The sequence below is a fragment of the Koromonas humicola genome (genome assembly GCF_059726255.1).
Map to the genome: position 1 here is coordinate 313,232 of NZ_AP040873.1, position 18,886 is coordinate 332,117.

The 18,886-nt window shown below is 56.8% G+C and carries 20 protein-coding genes; 18 read left to right on the forward strand and 2 right to left on the reverse strand.

Annotated elements, in window-relative coordinates; genetic code table 11:
- The first annotated feature begins 48 nt into the window (after positions 1–48).
- Together AC6IZD_RS01330 and AC6IZD_RS01335 are read left to right on the forward strand one after the other, a co-directional pair.
- Positions 49–597: a DUF4337 domain-containing protein gene (locus AC6IZD_RS01330; protein ID WP_497785878.1), complete on the forward strand. Its 549-nt coding sequence runs from the start codon at positions 49–51 to the stop codon at positions 595–597.
- A 174-nt stretch (positions 598–771) separates the two neighbouring features.
- Positions 772–1,290, forward strand: a complete 519-nt coding sequence (locus AC6IZD_RS01335; RefSeq protein WP_497785879.1) for a TlpA family protein disulfide reductase — start codon at positions 772–774, stop codon at positions 1,288–1,290.
- A gap of 81 nt (positions 1,291–1,371) precedes the next feature.
- On the opposite strand, the gene AC6IZD_RS01340 is transcribed toward AC6IZD_RS01335, so the two are convergent.
- Positions 1,372–2,322 carry an L-lactate dehydrogenase gene (locus AC6IZD_RS01340; RefSeq protein ID WP_497785880.1) on the reverse strand — a complete coding sequence of 317 codons (951 nt, stop codon included), beginning with the start codon at positions 2,320–2,322 and terminating at the stop codon, positions 1,372–1,374.
- Between the two features lie 331 nt (positions 2,323–2,653).
- Between AC6IZD_RS01340 and AC6IZD_RS01345 the strand changes: the two genes are divergently transcribed.
- The 15 genes from AC6IZD_RS01345 to AC6IZD_RS01415 all read left to right on the forward strand — a co-directional run bounded on the left by AC6IZD_RS01345 (position 2,654) and on the right by AC6IZD_RS01415 (position 16,206).
- A complete protein-coding gene (locus AC6IZD_RS01345; protein WP_497785881.1) occupies positions 2,654–2,968 on the forward strand; it encodes a hypothetical protein in 315 nt (104 codons plus the stop codon).
- Positions 2,969–3,009: 41 nt separating this feature from the next.
- Entirely contained in the window at positions 3,010–3,561 is a 552-nt protein-coding gene (locus AC6IZD_RS01350; RefSeq protein ID WP_497785882.1) for a dual specificity protein phosphatase family protein, read from the forward strand.
- 68 nt (positions 3,562–3,629) lie between these two features.
- Positions 3,630–6,515 carry a hypothetical protein gene (locus tag AC6IZD_RS01355; protein WP_497785883.1) on the forward strand — a complete coding sequence of 962 codons (2,886 nt, stop codon included), beginning with the start codon at positions 3,630–3,632 and terminating at the stop codon, positions 6,513–6,515.
- A 60-nt stretch (positions 6,516–6,575) separates the two neighbouring features.
- A complete protein-coding gene (locus tag AC6IZD_RS01360; RefSeq protein WP_497785884.1) occupies positions 6,576–6,767 on the forward strand; it encodes a hypothetical protein in 192 nt (63 codons plus the stop codon).
- 119 nt (positions 6,768–6,886) lie between these two features.
- Positions 6,887–8,410 (forward strand): phage terminase large subunit family protein, encoded by a 1,524-nt coding sequence (locus AC6IZD_RS01365; RefSeq protein WP_497785885.1) that lies wholly within the window; start codon positions 6,887–6,889, stop codon positions 8,408–8,410.
- A 105-nt stretch (positions 8,411–8,515) separates the two neighbouring features.
- Positions 8,516–9,289, forward strand: a complete 774-nt coding sequence (locus AC6IZD_RS01370; RefSeq protein WP_497787548.1) for a HipA family kinase — start codon at positions 8,516–8,518, stop codon at positions 9,287–9,289.
- A gap of 81 nt (positions 9,290–9,370) precedes the next feature.
- Positions 9,371–10,177 (forward strand): DUF3037 domain-containing protein, encoded by an 807-nt coding sequence (locus tag AC6IZD_RS01375; protein ID WP_497785886.1) that lies wholly within the window; start codon positions 9,371–9,373, stop codon positions 10,175–10,177.
- A gap of 83 nt (positions 10,178–10,260) precedes the next feature.
- The gene (locus AC6IZD_RS01380) at positions 10,261–11,481 is read left to right on the forward strand and encodes a phage portal protein (RefSeq protein ID WP_497785887.1); all 1,221 of its coding nucleotides are present in this window, start codon (positions 10,261–10,263) and stop codon (positions 11,479–11,481) included.
- Positions 11,478–11,993 carry a hypothetical protein gene (locus AC6IZD_RS01385; RefSeq protein ID WP_497785888.1) on the forward strand — a complete coding sequence of 172 codons (516 nt, stop codon included), beginning with the start codon at positions 11,478–11,480 and terminating at the stop codon, positions 11,991–11,993. The genes AC6IZD_RS01380 and AC6IZD_RS01385 overlap by 4 nt, the downstream gene beginning before the upstream one ends.
- A gap of 91 nt (positions 11,994–12,084) precedes the next feature.
- The gene (locus tag AC6IZD_RS01390) at positions 12,085–12,507 is read left to right on the forward strand and encodes a hypothetical protein (RefSeq protein ID WP_497785889.1); all 423 of its coding nucleotides are present in this window, start codon (positions 12,085–12,087) and stop codon (positions 12,505–12,507) included.
- Positions 12,508–12,662: 155 nt separating this feature from the next.
- A complete protein-coding gene (locus AC6IZD_RS01395; protein WP_497785890.1) occupies positions 12,663–13,634 on the forward strand; it encodes a hypothetical protein in 972 nt (323 codons plus the stop codon).
- Positions 13,635–13,722: 88 nt separating this feature from the next.
- Positions 13,723–14,382 carry a hypothetical protein gene (locus tag AC6IZD_RS01400; protein WP_497785891.1) on the forward strand — a complete coding sequence of 220 codons (660 nt, stop codon included), beginning with the start codon at positions 13,723–13,725 and terminating at the stop codon, positions 14,380–14,382.
- Positions 14,382–14,762, forward strand: coding sequence for a hypothetical protein (locus AC6IZD_RS01405; protein ID WP_497785892.1), 381 nt, complete (start codon positions 14,382–14,384; stop codon positions 14,760–14,762). The genes AC6IZD_RS01400 and AC6IZD_RS01405 overlap by 1 nt, the downstream gene beginning before the upstream one ends.
- A complete protein-coding gene (locus tag AC6IZD_RS01410) occupies positions 14,762–15,244 on the forward strand; it encodes a hypothetical protein (RefSeq protein ID WP_497785893.1) in 483 nt (160 codons plus the stop codon). Before AC6IZD_RS01405 ends, AC6IZD_RS01410 begins: the two co-directional genes overlap by 1 nt.
- A complete protein-coding gene (locus tag AC6IZD_RS01415) occupies positions 15,244–16,206 on the forward strand; it encodes a hypothetical protein (protein WP_497785894.1) in 963 nt (320 codons plus the stop codon). The genes AC6IZD_RS01410 and AC6IZD_RS01415 overlap by 1 nt, the downstream gene beginning before the upstream one ends.
- Positions 16,207–16,209: 3 nt before the next feature.
- On the opposite strand, the gene AC6IZD_RS01420 is transcribed toward AC6IZD_RS01415, so the two are convergent.
- Positions 16,210–16,518, reverse strand: coding sequence for a hypothetical protein (locus tag AC6IZD_RS01420; RefSeq protein ID WP_497785895.1), 309 nt, complete (start codon positions 16,516–16,518; stop codon positions 16,210–16,212).
- Between the two features lie 76 nt (positions 16,519–16,594).
- Between AC6IZD_RS01420 and AC6IZD_RS01425 the strand changes: the two genes are divergently transcribed.
- On the forward strand, positions 16,595–18,886 hold the full coding sequence (locus AC6IZD_RS01425) for a hypothetical protein (RefSeq protein WP_497785896.1): 2,292 nt from the start codon (positions 16,595–16,597) through the stop codon (positions 18,884–18,886).

Below are 18,886 nucleotides of genomic sequence, written 5' to 3' on the forward strand. Positions count from 1 at the left end.
ATCTCTGCTTCCATAGATTCTTGAACGCATGACAGAATAAGAGAAATTATGAGTACTGAACACGAGATGGAAGAATTGCGGGAAGCGGCGGAACATGGCCGCGAACATTCATCGCTGGCGCCGGTCAGCTTGACGATGTCGATTTTGGCAGTGCTGGTGGCGGTAGCGGCGCTGCTGAGTCATCGCGCACACACGGAGGAAGTTCTGCTGCAGAACAAGGCGACGGACACGTGGTCGTACTACCAGGCCAAGAATATTCGACGCCACACGATGGAGCAGATAGACGAGATGCTGAAGGTAGTTCCATTGAAGGACGCCGCTGCGGGCGAAGCTCTGCTGAAGAAAAACGAGGCAGCGATCGAGAAGCAGCATTCTGAACAGGAGAAAGTTCAGGAGGAGGCGAAGAAGCTCGAACAGGAGGTAACGCTGTTTGAGCATCGCGCTAACCGCTATGACCTCGGCGAGACAATGCTTGAGGTAGGACTGGTCATCTGCTCAATCACCCTGCTGACCAAGCGCAGGGGGTATTGGGTCACAGGAATAGCCTTTGGAGTGATAGGCATAGTGCTGACCACGTCTGGGGCATTGATGCACTAGTTTGGTCGCCAAGACAGCGGAACATTAATCCACCTCTGTCTGACACGGGCAGAGGTGGCGTAAAAACTTCGAAGTATTCCTTCCGGCAAAACATCAACGAAAATTTTCTGTTCTGGCGAGGTCTCGCCTGCTACATTGCTCGGCATGCAAATGCAGGGAATATTGCGGCGGTCGATGGGCATGCTTGTGCTCATCGCAGTATTGGGATCGGTTCGGGTGGCGGCGCAGAGCGGGCGCGAAGCGGCACCGCGCTTCCGAGCCAAAACGACGAGCGGGGAAGTGTTCGACAACAACTCACTGAAAGGCAAGATTGTGCTGCTGCAGTTCTGGACGACGTGGTGTCCTTACTGTCGCAAGGAACAGCCAATCGTAGATGATTTGCAGAAAGCGTGGGCCGACAAGGGAGTCGTCGTGCTCGCGGTGAACGTGGCGGAGTCAAAAAAGAAAGTCCACGAATACCTGAAAGAGCATCCGCGCTCATGCCGGATCGTGCTGAACGAGGATACGAACCTGCCTGCAATGTTTGAGGCTAAGGAGTATCCGGTCTACGTGGCGATAGATCGCAAGGGGAATATTGTGAGCGTGCAGAGGGGAGCCGCAGGTGCGGACGCGCTGGAACGTTTACTGAAGTTTGCCAACACGCCAGATGATAACTATGGCGACGACGAGTGGGTTCCGATGCCGAGGAAGTAGCTTCTTAAGATTTGAAAGAAGAACCCCACATCTGCTAACTGCGGCAGATGTGGGGCACCGCGTGTGTCCATGTACGCAGGGCTAGATGATGCCTGAGAGTCCGGCGATTGTTTCCTTGAGGACGCGGGCGGAATTGCGCAGCTTGGTTTCTTCGTCCTGGCTGAGTTCGAGCTGAATGACGCGCTCGACACCACCGCGGTGCAACACCGTAGGTAGGCTGAGGTATACGTCTTCAATCCCGTAGAGTCCCTGAACGAGACTCGACACGGAAAGCACGGTGCTCTGGTCGCGCAGAATGGCTTCGGTAATACGCATCAGTCCGGCGGCAATGGCGTAGAAGGTCGCCCCCTTGCGCTCGATGATGTGATATGCGGCATCGCGCGTCTGCGTAAATATCTCGTCCATCTGCTGCGGCGAACACTCGGCGGCATTGTGCAGCGTGTATTCGGGCAGACGCATGCCCGCTATGTTTGCGAGTGACCAGACGGGGACTTCGCTATCTCCGTGCTCGCCAATAATGTAGCCGTGAACGCTGCGGGCATCGACGTCGAAGTGCTGGGAGAGCAGATAGCGGAAACGCGCGGTGTCGAGGATGGTGCCGGATCCAATTACGCGGTGGGCGGGAAGTCCGCTGAGCTTCCAAGCCACATAGGTGAGAACGTCGACCGGATTCGTGGCAACGAGAATGATTCCGTCAGGATTGTGCTTTACGACTTCAGGAACGATGGACGCGAAAATCTTGGCATTGCGCTTGACCAGGTCGAGGCGCGTTTCGCCGGGTCTCTGCGCGGCTCCGGCGGTGATCACGGTGACAGCCGCTCCGGCGCACTCGGAGTAATCTCCGGCAGTGATGCGCGTTGCATGGGTGAAAGGCATGGCGTGATTGAGGTCCATCGCCTCGCCTTCGGCCTTGGGTTTATTAGCGTCGATTAGAACAATTTCAGATGCTAGTCCGCGGAATAGGAGGGCGTAGGCGAAGCTGGCGCCTACGTTGCCAAGTCCGACGATTGCTACACGATTCGTTTTTGCCATATCACCTACAGGATTTCACAAATGCAGGGGATTGTGCGCGCTTGAGAGCGCAAATCAGGGGCGGGGCAGAGCCGTTGGACGGGTGCAAGATTCTGCTGTCAAGAGCAGAAAAGATCGAGAATCCGGGTAAGTTATTGAAACGAAGGCGAATTTAGTTCTGGGGCGAGGTGAGGGGATGAGGGGGTGCCGCTTGGTATCCTGAAAATAAGAGGGAGTGAGAGGGGCGGCAGTGGTACAGAGGAAGAAGTCTGAGACAAAGGGAAAGAAGAGCGCAGCCAAAAAGAGTGCAACGAAAAAGGGCGCGGGGGTCGGAAAAGGAAGTAATCACAGGGTGAAGCGCCCGCAGGATGAAGAGAAAACTGTGCCGGATCAGAACGAGGCGCAGGATCCTTTTGAGATCGCGCGACAAACAGTCAAGGGATCGGTGCCCGCGATTGTTAAAACCATGGTGGAGAAGGCTAAGAAGGGCAGTTGCACCCACGCCAAAACTCTACTGGAGATGACCGGCGCGAAGCACATGTTCGAGGACCTGGCTGATGGTCAAGGGAAGGGCGAACCCTGGGCAAAACTCGTTCTGGAACGGTTAGGGGCACCAGAATCCGCTCAAGGTGAAGAAGTAAGCACGCAGGAAGCATCAGAACAATAAGAGGTACTGGCACAACCGGACGTAAGAATGCAGATTTGCATGTGGCACACTGGCTCGACGTGTTGGGCGACCTCAAAGAACTGATGGATTGGCGGGCACTGATGGATATGACTTGGGTGACCGACCGGATCGCGGTCGGCGGTGGAATCTGGGGCGATGATCGTATGGCCGAGGTAGCGCAGGCCGGAGTAACGCACGTTATCGACATGCAGATTGAGTTTGACGATACGCCGCTGGGAGAAAGGGCGGGCGTAGCGGTCCTCTGGAATCCGGTGGACGATGATTTCCAGCCGAAAGACCGCAAGGTTTTCGAGCGAGGCGTCGAGTTTGCGCTGGATGCGCTGGAAGATCCTCAGTCGAAGTTATTCGTACACTGCGCCGCAGGGGTGCACCGGGCTCCGATGATGGCGCTCGCAGTGCTCTGCGCGACAGGGTATTCGCTGGAAGAGGCGAAAGAACTCATCCAGACGAAGCGGTACGTGGTGGACTTTGCAGAAGTGTATGTGCGCAGCGTTGAGAATTTCTTGAAGACCTACAATAAGGCAGTGCTAAGGCCGGCGATGAGCCGGAAGGACGGCAACGGAAACGAATGATAGCAAGAACATTGGATAACTCAAGCCGCCTGCTCAGGCGGCTTTTGACTTTTATGTGGGCGGCATTGATGTTGAGCACTGCCTCGGCCAAAGCCTATCCGGCGAAGACGCTGGTGCAGGACACGCTTTATCGCGCGAATGGAGCGGTGGCGCAAGGTAAAGTGACGATTCGCTGGAGTGGATTCTCGACCAGCGCGGGCGAGGCGGTCGCGGCGGGCGAGATGACGGTCTCGACAGATTCGAACGGACACATCTCCATCCCGCTAATACCGAATACTGGCTCGAACCCTTCGGGGACGTACTACCGCGTGGTGATCAAGCTGAACGATGGCACGACAAGCCAGGAGCTCTGGGTGGTTCCGGCGGCGAGCACAACGACGATCGCGGCGATTCGGGCAAAGATGGTGCCGCAAGAGGTGGCAGCGCAATTTCTGACACGCGATGCACTGGATACGGCGCTCAGTAGTTTTTCTGCCAGTTCGGTTGTGCACTTGAATGGGGCGGAAACGATTCAGGGAGTGAAGACATTTGTTTCGTCACCTGTGGTTCCGGCGCCTGGCGATGCGGGGGCGGCCACGAACAAACAGTATGTCGATCAGCAGATCTCAGAACTCGTGACGCAGATTCCCAGCCTTTCATCTCCGGGAGCGATTGGTAGCAAGACGCCAGGAGCAGTGAGCGGAACCGATGGCAGCTTTTCCGGAAGCTTGGTAGTGGGTACATCGTGTCCCGCTCCGGTCGGGAGTGGAATGCTGCAGGCACAGCAGGTGAATGGTGTGCTGAATGCGGCTTGCTTCGCTGGAACCGATGCAGCGGCAAGAATTGCGGCGGCAGTGGCCTCCTGCTCATGGGCAGCAAACTGCACGGTCGATGCAACACAGTTGGGTGGCGCACAAAGCTGGGGGTCTACGGTGACGCTGACGCAGGCAGGGACGCAACTGATCCTTGGATGCGGCACGTACAGCGGTGCAGCAGACCCGATGTTGAAGGTTCAGGCAAGCAATGTGAAGGTAAGTGGCTGTGGAGAAGGCACGGTGTTCGCGACGACTGGAACGAATGGCGCGATCAGCGTTGCGAGCGCAACATCAGGTGGAATCATCGAAGGGTTGGTGCTTAGAGACGTCTCGATCAAATCGATCGCGTCGTCCACTCCGTACGGAGTATCGCTGAACGGTGTCGCGATGTTTGATATCGACAATGTGTCGGTGGACGGCAACTCGGGCGCTATGCAGTACGGGTATGTGTTGCAAGGAGTGGAGCAGGGCGAGATTCACGGCGGAGCGATCTTGCAAAGCGCACTGGTGAATGTCGATTTTCGAGCCGGTACGATCGGAAGCAGCAGGTTCGCGAGCGGAAACGGCGTCGATTTTCATGGCATGAGCTTGCAGAACTCTGCAACGGGCGGCAAGAACATCGTGCTGGAATCGAACTGCTGTGATGACGTTCAGATACACAACAATCACCTGGTGATCAGTGCCGGAGCACTGGAGAACATTGAGGTGAATTCAACTCCGAGCCATGCCGGCCCGATTGCGATTGTTGGAAATCATTTGGAGAACTACAGCGTTCCTCCTTATGCATTGAGCGATCCGGCGAACTCGTGGGTTATCAAGGTGAACGGAAGTACGGGCGTCGTAATCGAAGATAACGATCTGGACAACGGGCCTTCTCCCTACAATCTGGTTTGGGTTACAGGGGCAGCGACGAACACTCGGATTGTTCGCAATCATGTCGGCGGAGTTGTGCAGATCGATGCTGCGGTGGCTCAGACTGACTTTAGCGGAAACATGTGTCGCATCGATGGTGGCACTACTCTGAACGATGGCGGGGATGGAACGAGCGTCAGTGGAAATACGGGGCCGTGCAATTTTCAAGATAAGTATTACGGAACTTCGTACATCAATCCTGACATTGTGACGTTCAAGCCGAGGGTCAATAACGGCGCTCCGGCGGGATCGAATTGGGGCATTTCTGTTGAAGGCAAGGCGACCAGCGGATCGCTCGTTTATCAAAAGCTGTGCGCATTCAACAGCACGACAGATTGTGCCTGGATGGCGAAGATCGTTGGATCGGATTACCTCTACTTTGGGAATCCAAATTCATCTACGCAATGGATCGGGTTGGGCCCGGGAGGAACGAATTTTCCCGGTACGATCAACGCACAAGGGTACATGCTGACGAAATCCTCGATTGAGGGCCAGGGTGCGAACTTCTACAACCTGGGCGGCTATCAGGGTGGCGCAGATTACGCAAACTATCAAAGGTTGGCGATTGTTCCCCAGTCCTCCACAAACTGGATGATCGCACCGCAGAATGGCGGCACGGGCGTTCCGATGGCGTTGTCGTTGTACAGCGGTTCGGGGATGCCGATTCAGTTCATGCCGGGAGGAAATAATTCCTGGTATATGGCGAGCGATGGTAGCCTGCTTTGCCATAGTGATGGCGGGTGCAACATCGGAAACGGCGCGTTGAACCGACCGGCGAACTTGTTCCTTGCAAACTATCTGAGCGTGAACAGCAACTTCACGGTAGGTGTGGCGGGTAATTGGGTGGCCAAAGGCGCAGGCTCACTGTACGGCGGCGCAGTGCTGCAAGGGTTCAGCGATGGCGGAACTTCGAAGACCTACCAATTGAATGCTGCGACAGGAGTTGGCCAGTTCAACGGCGGTGTGCAGCCTTCTGCGACGAGCTCCAGCCTGACGTTTTTCGGTGCGGGCAGTACGGGGAACATCGGTGGATCAGCCTTGACGGCAGGGCAGTGCGTGTCGGGTACGGTGAACATCGCAGGCGCGACTGCGGGAATGGTGGCGATGGCCTCGCCGGTGAGTTATCCGGGAGATGCGATCAATTGGAAAGCATATGTAAGCTCGGCCGGAACCGCTACGGTGAAGGTTTGCGCAATGGCGGCGGCGACGCCGGCGGTCAGCGTGTATAACGTGAGGGTCATTCAATAACACGCAATTGTAACGAAGGAAAGCCGCTCCTGGTGAGCGGCTTTTTCATTGGAGGGTGAAATGGCTGGAATGGTAAATCGAGTGGTTGGGAATCCGAAGACAAGTGTTGCGGGAGTTCTTCTGGGAGCGACAACGGTGCTGGGAATCTTGCAGCAGCAGGGGATTTCGTTGGGGCATATCGGCAGCGGAACTGTGATTTCGCTGGCGAGCGCGATCGCGACAGCGGTGCTGGGGTTGGTGGCGAAGGAATAGGCAGAAGGTTCGCGATATTTCGCGAGCGTAAAGAGCACGGACAATACCCCACCCTCAACTCGCAAAAGCGCGAGTGGACGGGTGGGGCACCCGGCAGGGCCGGGCGTGGTGAGGTGAGTTTGGGGATTGGGGGAAGGGCTTCCGGATCGAGGAGAGGGAAGCAGGACAAGATCGATCTGGAAGCCCTGGTGGAGTTTGGGAAGAGACTGGATCAGAGGACGGGGCAGGAAAGCTTTAGACAAGCACTGGCCGCGAGTTTGCTGAGGGTACGCGACAAGCGCGGACGAATGGTGAGGTTGGAGGCGAATCCAGCACAGCGCGAGTTTGATTTGAAGTGCGGGTCAAAAAATATTGTGCTCAAAGCCAGGCAGCTCGGGATCTCGACGTGGGTGGCGGCGAGATTCTTCTTGAGCACGATTACAAGGCCAGGCACGTTGACGGTGCAGGTAGCGCATACGCGGGAGGCCGCGGAAGGAATCTTCCGCATGGTGCACAGGTTCGTGGAGAACTTGCCAGAGGACCTGAAACGCGGAGCGCTGCGAAGATCGAAGTCGAACCGGAGACAACTGGTGTTTCCGGCGCTGGACAGCGAGTATCGCGTGGAGACCGCGGGTGACGCGAACGCTGGACGGGGACTGACGATTCGGAACCTGCACTGCTCGGAGGTGGCACGGTGGGGAGCGAACGCGGCAGATGTGCTGGCATCGGTGCGAGCCGCCGTGCCACCCGATGGGGAGATTGTGCTGGAATCAACTCCGAATGGAGTGGGAGGCTGCTTCTTCCGCGAGTGGCAGAGAGCTGACGAAACTGGGTACGTGAAGCACTTTTTCCCGTGGTGGATGGATGGTACATATCGTGCAAACGATGAACAACTACTGCGAGTGCCGCTGCAGGAGGACGAAGTGCGCTTGATGGATAGCTATGGGCTGGATCGGGCGCAGATTGCATTCAGAAGAATGGTGAAGAGCAACTTCGGGGTGAAGGGGGCGGAGGAGTTTGCGGAGGATCCGTCGACGTGTTTCCTGGCGAGTGGAATGGCGTTCTTCGACATGACGAAGATCGAGGCCCGACTGCAAGAAGTGTCGGCACCGGTTGAGAGTCGCGAGAATGGACGCATCCAAGTGTGGCTGCCTCCGGTGGCGGGAAGGAAATACATTCTCGGCGTCGATGCTGCCGGTGGAGGCGCGAATGGCGACTATGCATGCGTGGAAGTAATCGATCGAGCGAGTGGGTTGCAATGCGCGGAACTGTATGGGCACTACACTCCGGAGGAACTAGCGCACGAAGCTGCGAAGCTTGGGCGCGAATATAACGGCGGCTTAATGGTTGTTGAGCGCAACAACCATGGCCACGCGGTACTGGCAATGCTGGAGCGCGTGGAGCAGTATGAACCGCTGTATCGGAATCGGAGGTATTCGGGTTGGGTGACCACTGTCTTGACCAGACCGACCATGCTGGAGAGGTTCGGTGCGGTGCTGGTGACCAGTTCGGAGCTGTTTCAGAGCCGAAGACTGCTGGAAGAATGCAGAACATTTGTGCGGCATGGGGATGGAAGAATCGCGGCGGCTGAAGGGGCTCATGACGACGCGATCATGGCGATGTCGATGGCACTCGCGGTGAGAGATGAAGTGATTCACGTGTAGTGAAATGCGCAAAGTGGGTAAGGCAGTTTAGAGTATATCTTTGGGCAATGTAGCTGAACGTCGGAGGAGCAGTTGGCGGTTGTCGCGGTACAACATGTGAGAAGGATGCGGGGCGGATCGCAGAGTCACTTGATGCGATGCTCCGATGGCTTCTTTTATGTTGTGAAGTTCCAGGGAAACCCGCAGTGCACACGGGTGCTCGCCAATGAAATGCTCGCGACAAGACTGGCGCACGTTGCGGGATTACCGGTTCCTGCGACTGAGGTAGTAGAGGTGGATTCGTGGCTCGTCGAGCATACTCCGGAATTGAAGTTTGAACTCGTGCACGGTTCAAAGCCGTGCACCCCGGGATTGCAGTTTGGATCGCGCATGGTCGTGCCTCCGATGCAGGGCCTGATTTACGACTATCTACCGGAGCATATGCTGGACCGCGTGCGTAACCTGGGGGCGTTCGCCGGAATGCTCGCCTTGGACAAGTGGACGTGCAATGCGAACGGCCGACAGGCGGCATTTTGGAAGAAGAGCCGGGAGCGGAAGTTTACAGTTTCGTTCGTAGATCAGGGATACTGCTTTAATGCGGGAGAGTGGTCGTTTCCAGATGCGCCATTGAGGGCGGTTTATCCACGGAATGACGTGTACCGTGACGTGACGGGCTGGGAGAGCTTCCACCCATGGCTGGGCAACATCGAAACGATGGATGAGCAGAAGATTTGGGGATGCGCGGAGGAAATTCCCACGGCGTGGTACGGCGAGAGCTGTGACATGGAGCGCCTGGTGGAGGAGTTGGTCCGGCGACGATCGCGGGTGGCAGACTTGATTGTCCAATTTAGGAACTCGAGTCGGGAACCGTTCCCGAAATGGGTGGACGTTGTTCACTGAGAGAAGATTTCAGGCTTTGGTGAGCGGTAGGCGTAGACAATTGCGGGATGAGGGCGTGAGGCAGTCAGAGAAGCATCCGGGATGAGAGAGCGACGACAATGCGAGTTCTTCCTGCTGCGGTATGTACCGGACGCGGTGAAGGACGAGTTTGTGAATGTGGGCGTCGTGTTGATGGAAGCGAACGGCGGTTGGGCAGACGTGCGTTTTACGCGGGACTGGAAGAGGGTACGGTGCCTCGATCCGGACGTAGATATCGAGTTGCTCGAGGGATTTGAGCGTGAGATCAAGGAACGCATTATCGAGGGAGGAGCCAGCCAGGATTGGTTGTTGAAGCGCATGCAGGATACGTTCTCAAATGCACTGCAACTGACGGCGGTGAAGGCCGTGCTGGCCGATTCGCCGCAGGAAGAGATCGGGCGGCTGGCTGAGATCTATCTAGAGCGATCAAAAAGAGAGTCGCGCATTGTGAGCGGCAGGATGCAGATCTTCCAGACCATGCGCAGGGAGTTTGATCGCCAGGGAGTTTGGTCGCTGATGCGCCACAATGTTGCCGTCAGCGAGTACACGCACAAAGGCGATCCGCTGAAAATCGATACGGCTTACAGGCCGAACGGCACGGTGCATATGTATCACGCAGTGTCTCTGGAGACCGATGTGAATGCCGCAAAGGTGCTGGCATTCAGCTACCCGAAGATACGGGAAGGCGTCATGCGCACGGAAAAAGCAGAAACGGCGCTGACGGCGATTGTGGAGAGCGAGTTTGATCGTGAAGATGACATGACGATGTTTGCGCTGGAGACGCTGGCTGCAAGCAACATCATGGTTGCGACCGTGGCGGATTTGCCAAGGATTGGGCTGAGCATTCGGCAGAAGATGGGATTGCAGTAAGAGGCGAGGGTTCAAAGTTTCAAAGTTATAAGGTCTCAAGGTGGACGCCAAAAGGGCGTCCTTTTTTGTTGCGTGGAGGGCGAATGAATATTGCGGAGAGGATCTGGGAGCCGGTGCGGCGGGCGGGATTGCGGGCATTTGGGGGAGAGGTGCCAAAGCGCAGGACCGCGCCGCTGCCCTCGATTTTGCAGACGTACGGAGGAGCTAGGCCGGAACTGCTGCCGAAGAAAACACCGGAAGCATTGCACCGTTTTGCGGAAACGCCAATTGCGCGCAAGGCGATCAACACTATCAAGGATCGCGTCGCGGGAATGAATTGGCGCATTCAGCCACGGCGTGGGCGTGTGCTGGATGACGACATGCGAAATCGCATTCAAGTGCTGACGGAAACGCTTGAGCAGCCGAATCCGGATGACTCCTTCCGTTCGTTTGCCGAGCAGGTGTTGGAAGACATCATCGTAGGCGGCTATGGCGCGGTGGAGATGCGGTTGACGGAGGATGAGACGAAGCCGCTGACTCTGTATCCGGTGGATGGGGCGACGATTCAGATGCGGGCGGACTGGAACGGGCAGCCGGATACGCCGCGATATGTGCAGGTGACGTCAGCAGTGGGCGCTGGGCAGAAGATCGAACTGAAAGATTGCGAACTGTCCTACATCCGGCTGAATGCGAGGAGTCATACGCCATTCGGGTTGGGACGGCTCGAGGTGGCGTTTGAGACGATTCACGAGTTTCTGAGCGCGCATCGTTTCGCAGCAAAGTTGGCAAGCAATTCGGTGGTGCAGTTTGCGCTGTGGATGCAGGAGCAGGATCCGGCAAAGCACGAGCGCTTGATTCGGTGGTGGCAGGACGAGATCGAAGGCACAGGCAAGGTGCCGATCCTGACGGCGGAAAGCAAGCCCGAGGTGTTGCGCTTTGGTGTGGGGACGGATGCGGACCTGAGACTTGCGTGGCAGGAGTTCCTGATCCGAGTGATTGCCAGTGCGTTTGATCTACCTCCGTTGCTGCTGGGCGTGGAGGCCGATGTGAATCGGGCGACGGCCGAGCAGTTGTCGAAGTCGGCATTCAGGACGGCGATTGTGCCGACGGCCCGGTTGTTCGCCGAGCACATCACGCGGGATGCGATTGCGAAGCGGTTGGGGTGGGATGATCTGGAGTTTGTCTTTCTGGACCTGGATGCGACGGATCCGCTGGCGCAGGCACAGATTGATCAGATATTGCTGAACAGCGGAGTGCTGACGGTGAACGAGGCAAGAGCGTCGAGGGGATGGACGGCATTGGAGAACTCGGGGGAGAAAGGATGAGGATGCAGTGGGAGGCGATGGCACTGGCAATGCCGCAGGTGGATGGGCATCCGAACCGGAAAGAATTCCGTGGGGTGTTGACCTTGGCGAATACGCCTTCGGATCGGGCTCCGAGCGGTGCGCGTGGGCATCGGGTGATGCTCACTGCGCAGGCGACGGAGAAGGCGTTGCCTTCTCTGTTGGGGATGGCAGTGGACTACGCTCCGGAGTTGGACAGGCATGATGCTCGGCGGAAGGTTGGCATTATTACTTCGGCGGATTTGAGTCCGAAGGAGGGCAAAGGGCAGCGGCTCGATGTGACTGGGTACTTGTTCGCACGGGACTTTCCCGAGGTGATCGATGAGATGACGCGTCGCAAGGGACAACTCGGGATGAGTTACGAAATTGCAGACGTGCGTGTGGTCGATGCCGAGGCTCCGGTGTGGGTAGCAACTGATTTTACGTTCACCGGCGCTGCGGTTCTGCTGCGTGAGAAGGCGGCCTACAGGGATACGAGCGTGGAACTAGCGTAAGGCGAACGTTTCAGAGTTTCAAGGCTTCAATGAACGACGGTGTACAGGCAGGGTCGGCAAATTCGCCGGCTTTTTTTTATTGGGAGAAGAAATGGACGAAGAAAACCAGGTGGGTCTGTTGGAGCAATGTGCGGCGCAGTTGAGCAGCGCGGCGCATGTGCTGGAAAGTGTGATCGGAAAGCTGGAAGCACAGTACGAGGCGCTGAACCAGAAAATCGATCGAATTATCGCCACGGTCGAAAAAACTGCTGGGGAATGCGGCGAGTCGGAAGTGGCGGCCAACGCTGCGACTGACGAACAGGTTGCGGAACTCGAAAGAGAAAATCGCGAGCTGCGTCTGAGAGCAGGGCGAAAGACGCTGGCGCCGATGGTAAGCACACTGCTCGCAAAGAGCGGAGTGGGCGAGGGTGCGGAGATCGAGTCTGGCGCGCTAGACAAGGCCCTGGGTGTGTTGACGGTGGAACAGCGCATTGCAGTAAAGGCCGAATTGGCACGTGCGGGAATGATCGCTTAAGTCGAATTCAGAAAAGGTCAGAACCACTAACCCTGACTGGCTAACAGCGCGGTGAACGATTCATAGGTGAGAAAGAGATTGCAATAACCCGGGCACGGAAGGTGCGACGGATAACCGAGCCGGATTGAGTCCGGCAGAGAAGGAAAGAAAAGAGAATGAATACGCAATTTGTGGATTTGCATGCCGCAGCAGACTTCATGGCGCCGGGCGCGGTTGAGATTGACCGCTATCAGTCAGAGATTTTCGACATCGTGCGCCGCCGTGGTGCTTTCGGTCAGCGCATTAAGAATGTTCCGGCTAGCGGACATCCGTCGCGTTTCTTTGAGCAGACGGCGATCGCCTCTCCGGCGGCGACCAGCGCGTTTGTTGATCCACGCAATATCGTTGCGACGGTGAACGCGCCGAGCCGCGTTGAAAGATCCGTTCCGTTGAAGGCTCTGGTGTCGCAGATCAACTACAACCTCTTCGACATTGAAGTGGGCCAGCAGCAGGAGCAGTTTGCTTTCCTGCAGGCGAAAGACCTGGCGGATGCGGTTGATGGGCTGATGCGTACGCACGATGTTGCGCTGTGGAACGGCAATGACACTTCGTTGAGCGCTCCGACGACGTTGCAGTATTACGGCGTAGCGCAACAGATTGCAGACGGCGGAAATGTCGCCACGGTGCCTACGACCGAGAGCATTATTGACGGCCTGAAGTCGCAGATTGCGGCGATGGTTTCAAACTCCAGCTTCGAGGTTCGGCCGACAGCGATCTATGCGAATCCCGTTTTGCTGGACCTCATCGACCGTGAGATGAAACAGGAGTTCAACCTGGTATTGTCCACGACGCAGATTGCAGGCGGCGTAACAGTGAAGACGCTGTCCACGCAGGCAGGCGAATTGCCCCTGATTCCGGAATGGTCGCTGCCTTACAGCGGCACTCCGGGCAGCGGATCGGCAACGCTTCCGGCCTACATTGTGACGGAAGACCTGATCGAGTATCACTGGTTGACCGATGCGAACCCGCGTGTGTTCCAGCTTGGAATGAGCGGCTCGCTGGCTCGTCAGTTGGTGGTCGCGAAATTCGGCGGTGTTGTGGTGAAGGGCGCCGGATACGCACACGCCAAGGTGATCGTAAACCGCTAAAAGTGAGCTCCACATTCGCTGAACGCGGATGTGAGCAACAAGCTAGCTAGAGCAGCGGGAGTCGTAAGAGGCGTGCGGAGGAGGATGTTTGTTCCTCCTCCGCGGCGCGAAAGAAGAGCAGATGATGGCATACCTATCGGCGGAAGAGTACGCACTGTTCGGGTTGGAAGATACAACTCCGGACAGCCTGGTAAGTGCAGCGTCGGACTTAATCGATGCGCATTGCCGAAGGAAGGGTTTCGGCATTGCGCAATATATGGAACGGTTCCGGGTGGGACAGTCGCGAATCGTGAGGCTTTCATACCTGCCGCTGGCATCGGTGGATGGAGTGTCATCGCCGATTGTGCAGGCGAGGGGGCGATACTCCAGCGCTGCCCTGCAACGAGCAGCGTGGAATGAACTCGCTTGCGAGGTGGCACAGGCGTTTGCCGTTCCGGTTCGGTGGGTCACTGTTTCGCCTGACGCACTGGACGTGGATGCACAAAGCGGGGAAGTCCTGGTGGGTGCGGGACTGCTTTCGCCCGCGCTAACGGATTTGGAAGTGACGTACACGGCTGGGTACAGCGAGGTGCCACAGGCAGTGAAACAAGCATGCGCAAAGCTGGTGAAGAACGCGCTCGCAACTCCGGCATTGAATGTATCGAAGCAGAGGATTGATCGCATGTACCTGGAATACTTCAGCGACACGTTGGTCGATGCAGATGTGAGGCGGTTACTTGCTCCGTTCATTGCGCAGAGGTTGGCGTAATGAGGAATTCTGACATAGGGAGGGAACAGGCTGCCGTTGCCACTCTTCGTGCATTGGGCGCAAGGAGGGCGCATTTGCTACTGCCGCAACCTGCGCTCGTGAATGAACAGACCGGGCTTGGGGTGGCTGTTCCATTGGTGAATGAAATCGAGTTGGAACCGGTGCTGCTACAAACCGATGTGAATGGCTCAGCACTGTTGGCCATCACAACACCTCGAACGGTGAAAAGAGCGCTCATGAATGCAGGGGCTCCGTCTGACGAGTTGAGCGTTGAGAAAGCGATGTTGCGGATTGGCGAGAAACAATACCAAATTCTGCACGTGACGGTGAAGCATTGCGGCGGCACGGGGTTGATCTGCGAAATGGAGATTGAGGCTTGATGCAGGCTGCAAAAGACACATTCTTTCGAGCAATGGTGGACCGACTCGCAGCATTGAATCCAAGCCGAACGATCACTGTGAATGGTGTCGTGCGCCCTGCAGTGGTCGCGCTAGAGAACGAGGCGCAAGTCGAATACGGTCAGATGCCGAATGCTTTCCTTTTAAGTTGGGGCGCGTCGGGTGAAGTGTCTGAGGGCAGATCACTCCGTTATCTCGATTGTGAAATACGTTACGGCAGTCGGGGAAGCAATGCGATGCTAAGCACGGATCGTGGACGCGTTGTGACGGCAATGGACTGCGAGTTGCTCCAGATATGCCGACAGCGATCAACCGGGAAACGCGACTACACGAAAACCCCTCCTTTGCTGCTGGGGACAAATATCTTCTGGACGCAACCCGCCATGGATGCTCTACGCGAGGCCGATGGAATGCTTCAGAGAACAGCTAACCTGCGGGTCTATTTCTTCGAGGAGGAGGAGTGATGCAACGAGCAGCGATGCAGCAATACTCTGGTCGGGTTCGCGCATTCTTTGCTCCGGTGAATGGGGCTGCGAACATATTTGATCCCTCGATCGCGTTCGACCTGAATAACCCTACGGCACCTTGGGTGGACCTTGGCCTGATCCGAAATTTGAAGCGCACCTCGGGAACGCATGTCGGAACCGTGCGGACGGGAGTAACGGGAACTGCACAAGCGCAATTTCGCAGGCTGGTGGATGCACGGGTGAGTTTAGATTTCTGCGAATGGGGCAAACTGCAAATGGCATTATCGGCCAGTTCTCAACATATGAACGTGCTGGAAAGTGCTGGTTCGGAGATGAGGCCTTCTGGTGGTGCTGCGAAACCGGGAGATCGCGTTCAGGCAGGCTCAACGGCGTCGCTGATATTGCTGGATCCAGCAGCGTTGAGCAGGTATTCGGCTGGAGATCTGGTGGTTGTCGATGTCGATTACGCCGCCGGAATGCAGAGCCTTGGAACGGGGATCACGGGAGCAGTAGCGGCAACAGGCGTGGCAATGGATGTGGACGCCGTCCGCAGGGTGAGCTACAACGTTGCGGCGATCGCAGCGGTGACTGAAACGGGATTGCAACTCGAGGCTCCACTGCTCGGAGGCGCTCCGGCGAGCGGAGCACGGGTGCAGAAGGTAGTCGCATTTGTCGATCGAGAAGGCGGCAGTTTCTTTCAAGAATGGGCGGCGCTATTTGCACTCGATGAGGAGAGCGGAGGACGAGTGTACTTTTACTATCCGCGATTGCAGTCGGCCTCACCAGCCCAGGAGACGACGACATCTCTACCCAGTGCGGCGAGTGAACAAGCCTCTGGGATTAACGCATTGGCACTCCACGCAGAGTTCATCGCATTGCCGACGACAGATGCGAACGACGGGGAAACTGGAGTGTGTTATCGATCCTATATACCGACGGACGCTATTCCTGCGTACTGAAGGTCAACGTTGATGCAATGACTGCATCAGCGCTAATAGGTCTGGCTCAGCGTCCGTGATGGCATCGCGTATCTCTTCGAGGTCGCACTTAACAGAAACGCTGAGGCTCGCGATCGACTCCTTGTATTCGGGTTCAATGCTGAGAAATAGAGGTAGCGTGTGCTCGGCGAAGTTTCGACCGAGAACGGAAATGTGCGCAAGGTGACGGCTCAGATTCTCGAGACCTGCGCCTTCCGGCAGACCCAAGTCGAGTAATCGCTGGCGCAAGCGAGTTTGCAGAAGAACAATCGAGGCAGTTTCAGAGTCAGACATAAGCGAAGGGGCGAAGATCTCGCCCCTTCGTGTTTTTGATGCGCGCCGAACTGACCGGGTGCGGGTGAGGGGCAATGTGAGACTAACAATCGACAACCTGGATGGAGCGGGTGAAAAGGATTACACCGCGTGGCTCGATGCCGAGATGCCACCGAAGATCGTGCGCAAGCTGAATGAGCCGCCGACCCTGCTGGCGCATCTAGCTTGCGAAGCATTAGGGGTGAGCGCTCTCGCGGGAAGCAAGGTGAAGCTTTATCGCGATACAGGAGACCTGTGGTTCAGCGGCTACCTTCTGAGCGCTCCGCAGCCAGAGTTTCTGGGCAGAGGGACGACCTGTAACGTGTATCGGTTGACGCTGAATGCAACTGGCGAGATGAACGTCCTCGACCGGCAGGCGTTAAGCGAACATCCCGCTATGGGTGGCCGCACGGCGGGAGCTGCAATTACCGAGCTGGCGCGTGAAGTCAATCCGGCGATTGAGATATCGGGATTGCAAGACGTCGCACCTGCTGGAATATGTAGCGTGGAGACCGGAGAAGTTTGGACCGCGAGCGCAAGTCAGATTGCAAACAGCGCGCGGGCCGTTCTGGAAATGCAGAATCGTGCCGCCACGCTGAAGGCGTTAGGGAGTGAGACACGGACGCTGTCGGACGCAGATCCGGAATTTTCTCCGGAATCTCTGAAAATCGTGGTGGGCGAGCCGTGTGCGAACGACCTGACGGTCGTCGGAGGCACGGAGCCCGGCATGTATGTTCGCGACTGCTTCACCGCTACCGGAAAGCAACAGGCGTTTCCGGTGTCGCGTTTGCCATTCAGATTAGAACCGGAAATTCAGGTGGATGATGACTTCCGTGACCCGATACTAGATCCGAACAAATGGAGGAGTGAATATCCGGATTCGCTCTCACTTACGCAGAGTGGGGTGTCGTGTGCGGGAACAGTTGCCCTGCATTATCGCGACTGCGTCGAATTAGGTGGCCTTATCATTCTCGAGCAGACCGGGATTACCTACACGGCGGGTGAGGGAGTCATTGGAGGATTGTTCAGCGGTGGTTTTGCTCTGAACTACTGCCTTGCAGGAGTGCTTTTGGCCAATGGTCAGATACTGCCCATCGTAAATGGCGTGTCGAATGCGCCGGTTCGGCAGATTTCCCCAGATAAGCGGTATGAATTCCGCACATTGATGTTTCATCCGGAGCCGATTCGCGCCGGGCAGGTTTATTCGAGTAGCGTGTGCAACCAAGGGAACGCACGCAGTTCGCAGGTGTGGTCGGGTACAACACACGTCGTACTTACGATGCGAGAGATTGATCCGGAGGACGCGTCTTCGACTGGCGCGGCGCAAACGGTGCTGTTCGACGGCACTCTCGACAACGTACCTGCATATGCCGACTACTGCCCGCTGTGGGGCTTGAACCTCGAGTGCACGCTCGGGCACGCGAGAGCGACCAAGAACGGCGCCGTTTGGGTTCAATCCGCTGCGCCAGGACAACCGTGGCGCACGCGTTTGATTGGGGATATCGCTTCGGGTGCGGAATGCTTCTTTACTTCCACTCCGGAACTGCACTTCAGCACCGTCGCACAGCCCGTGGCAGGTGAACAGATCGAAGTGTTCTATCGTGCACGAGGCTTGGCTTGCGGACGTGTGATTGATTCAGAGAGCGTGCGGTCGCTTCACAATGCCGAAGACAGCGGCACCCGCGCAATGGTGCTTCGTGTAGTTGTACCCGCGCCGCGTACATCGCTGGATTGTGAGCAGGCAGCAAGAGCATTGCTGGACGATCTATCGAAATCGCCGTGTTGCGGCGAATACCAGACCTGGATCTCGCTTCTGCCTCAAGGTGAGGAGGATGTGCACCCGGGAGAGCTGTGGAATTTGCAAATCGAAAGCCTGAACCTGAATTGCGCGGTTATCCTGCGTGAGGTCGAGATCGACTTCGAGGATCTCTCGGATAGTCATGCGACGGTGAAAGTGCGATTTGCAAACGAATCTGCCGAGCCCATAGCCATCGAGTTCGCACGCACAAAGCGCAGCGCGTTGATCTCCGTTGTGTCGAGCGAGAAGAACGAGGACGTGTCTTCGCGGCCCGCAGCACTGCCCGATGCTCGCGTCACGAGCTGGAGCGCAACAAGTATGACCGTTGATGTCGGCGCAGATCCGCTTCCGGGAGGAGGATTTGAAGTTCGCGTCGAGGGAGATTGGGGCTGGGGCGCAACAGTGGACCGCAATCTCGTCGGTCGTTTCACAACGCGAACCTTCACGCTTCCGAGAACGACGAACACGCAAGAGTTTTTTCTGAAGCAATTCGATGCGAGTTCTCCGGCGAAGTATTCGCCTTACGCTTCGGTCCTGCACCTGGATGCATAA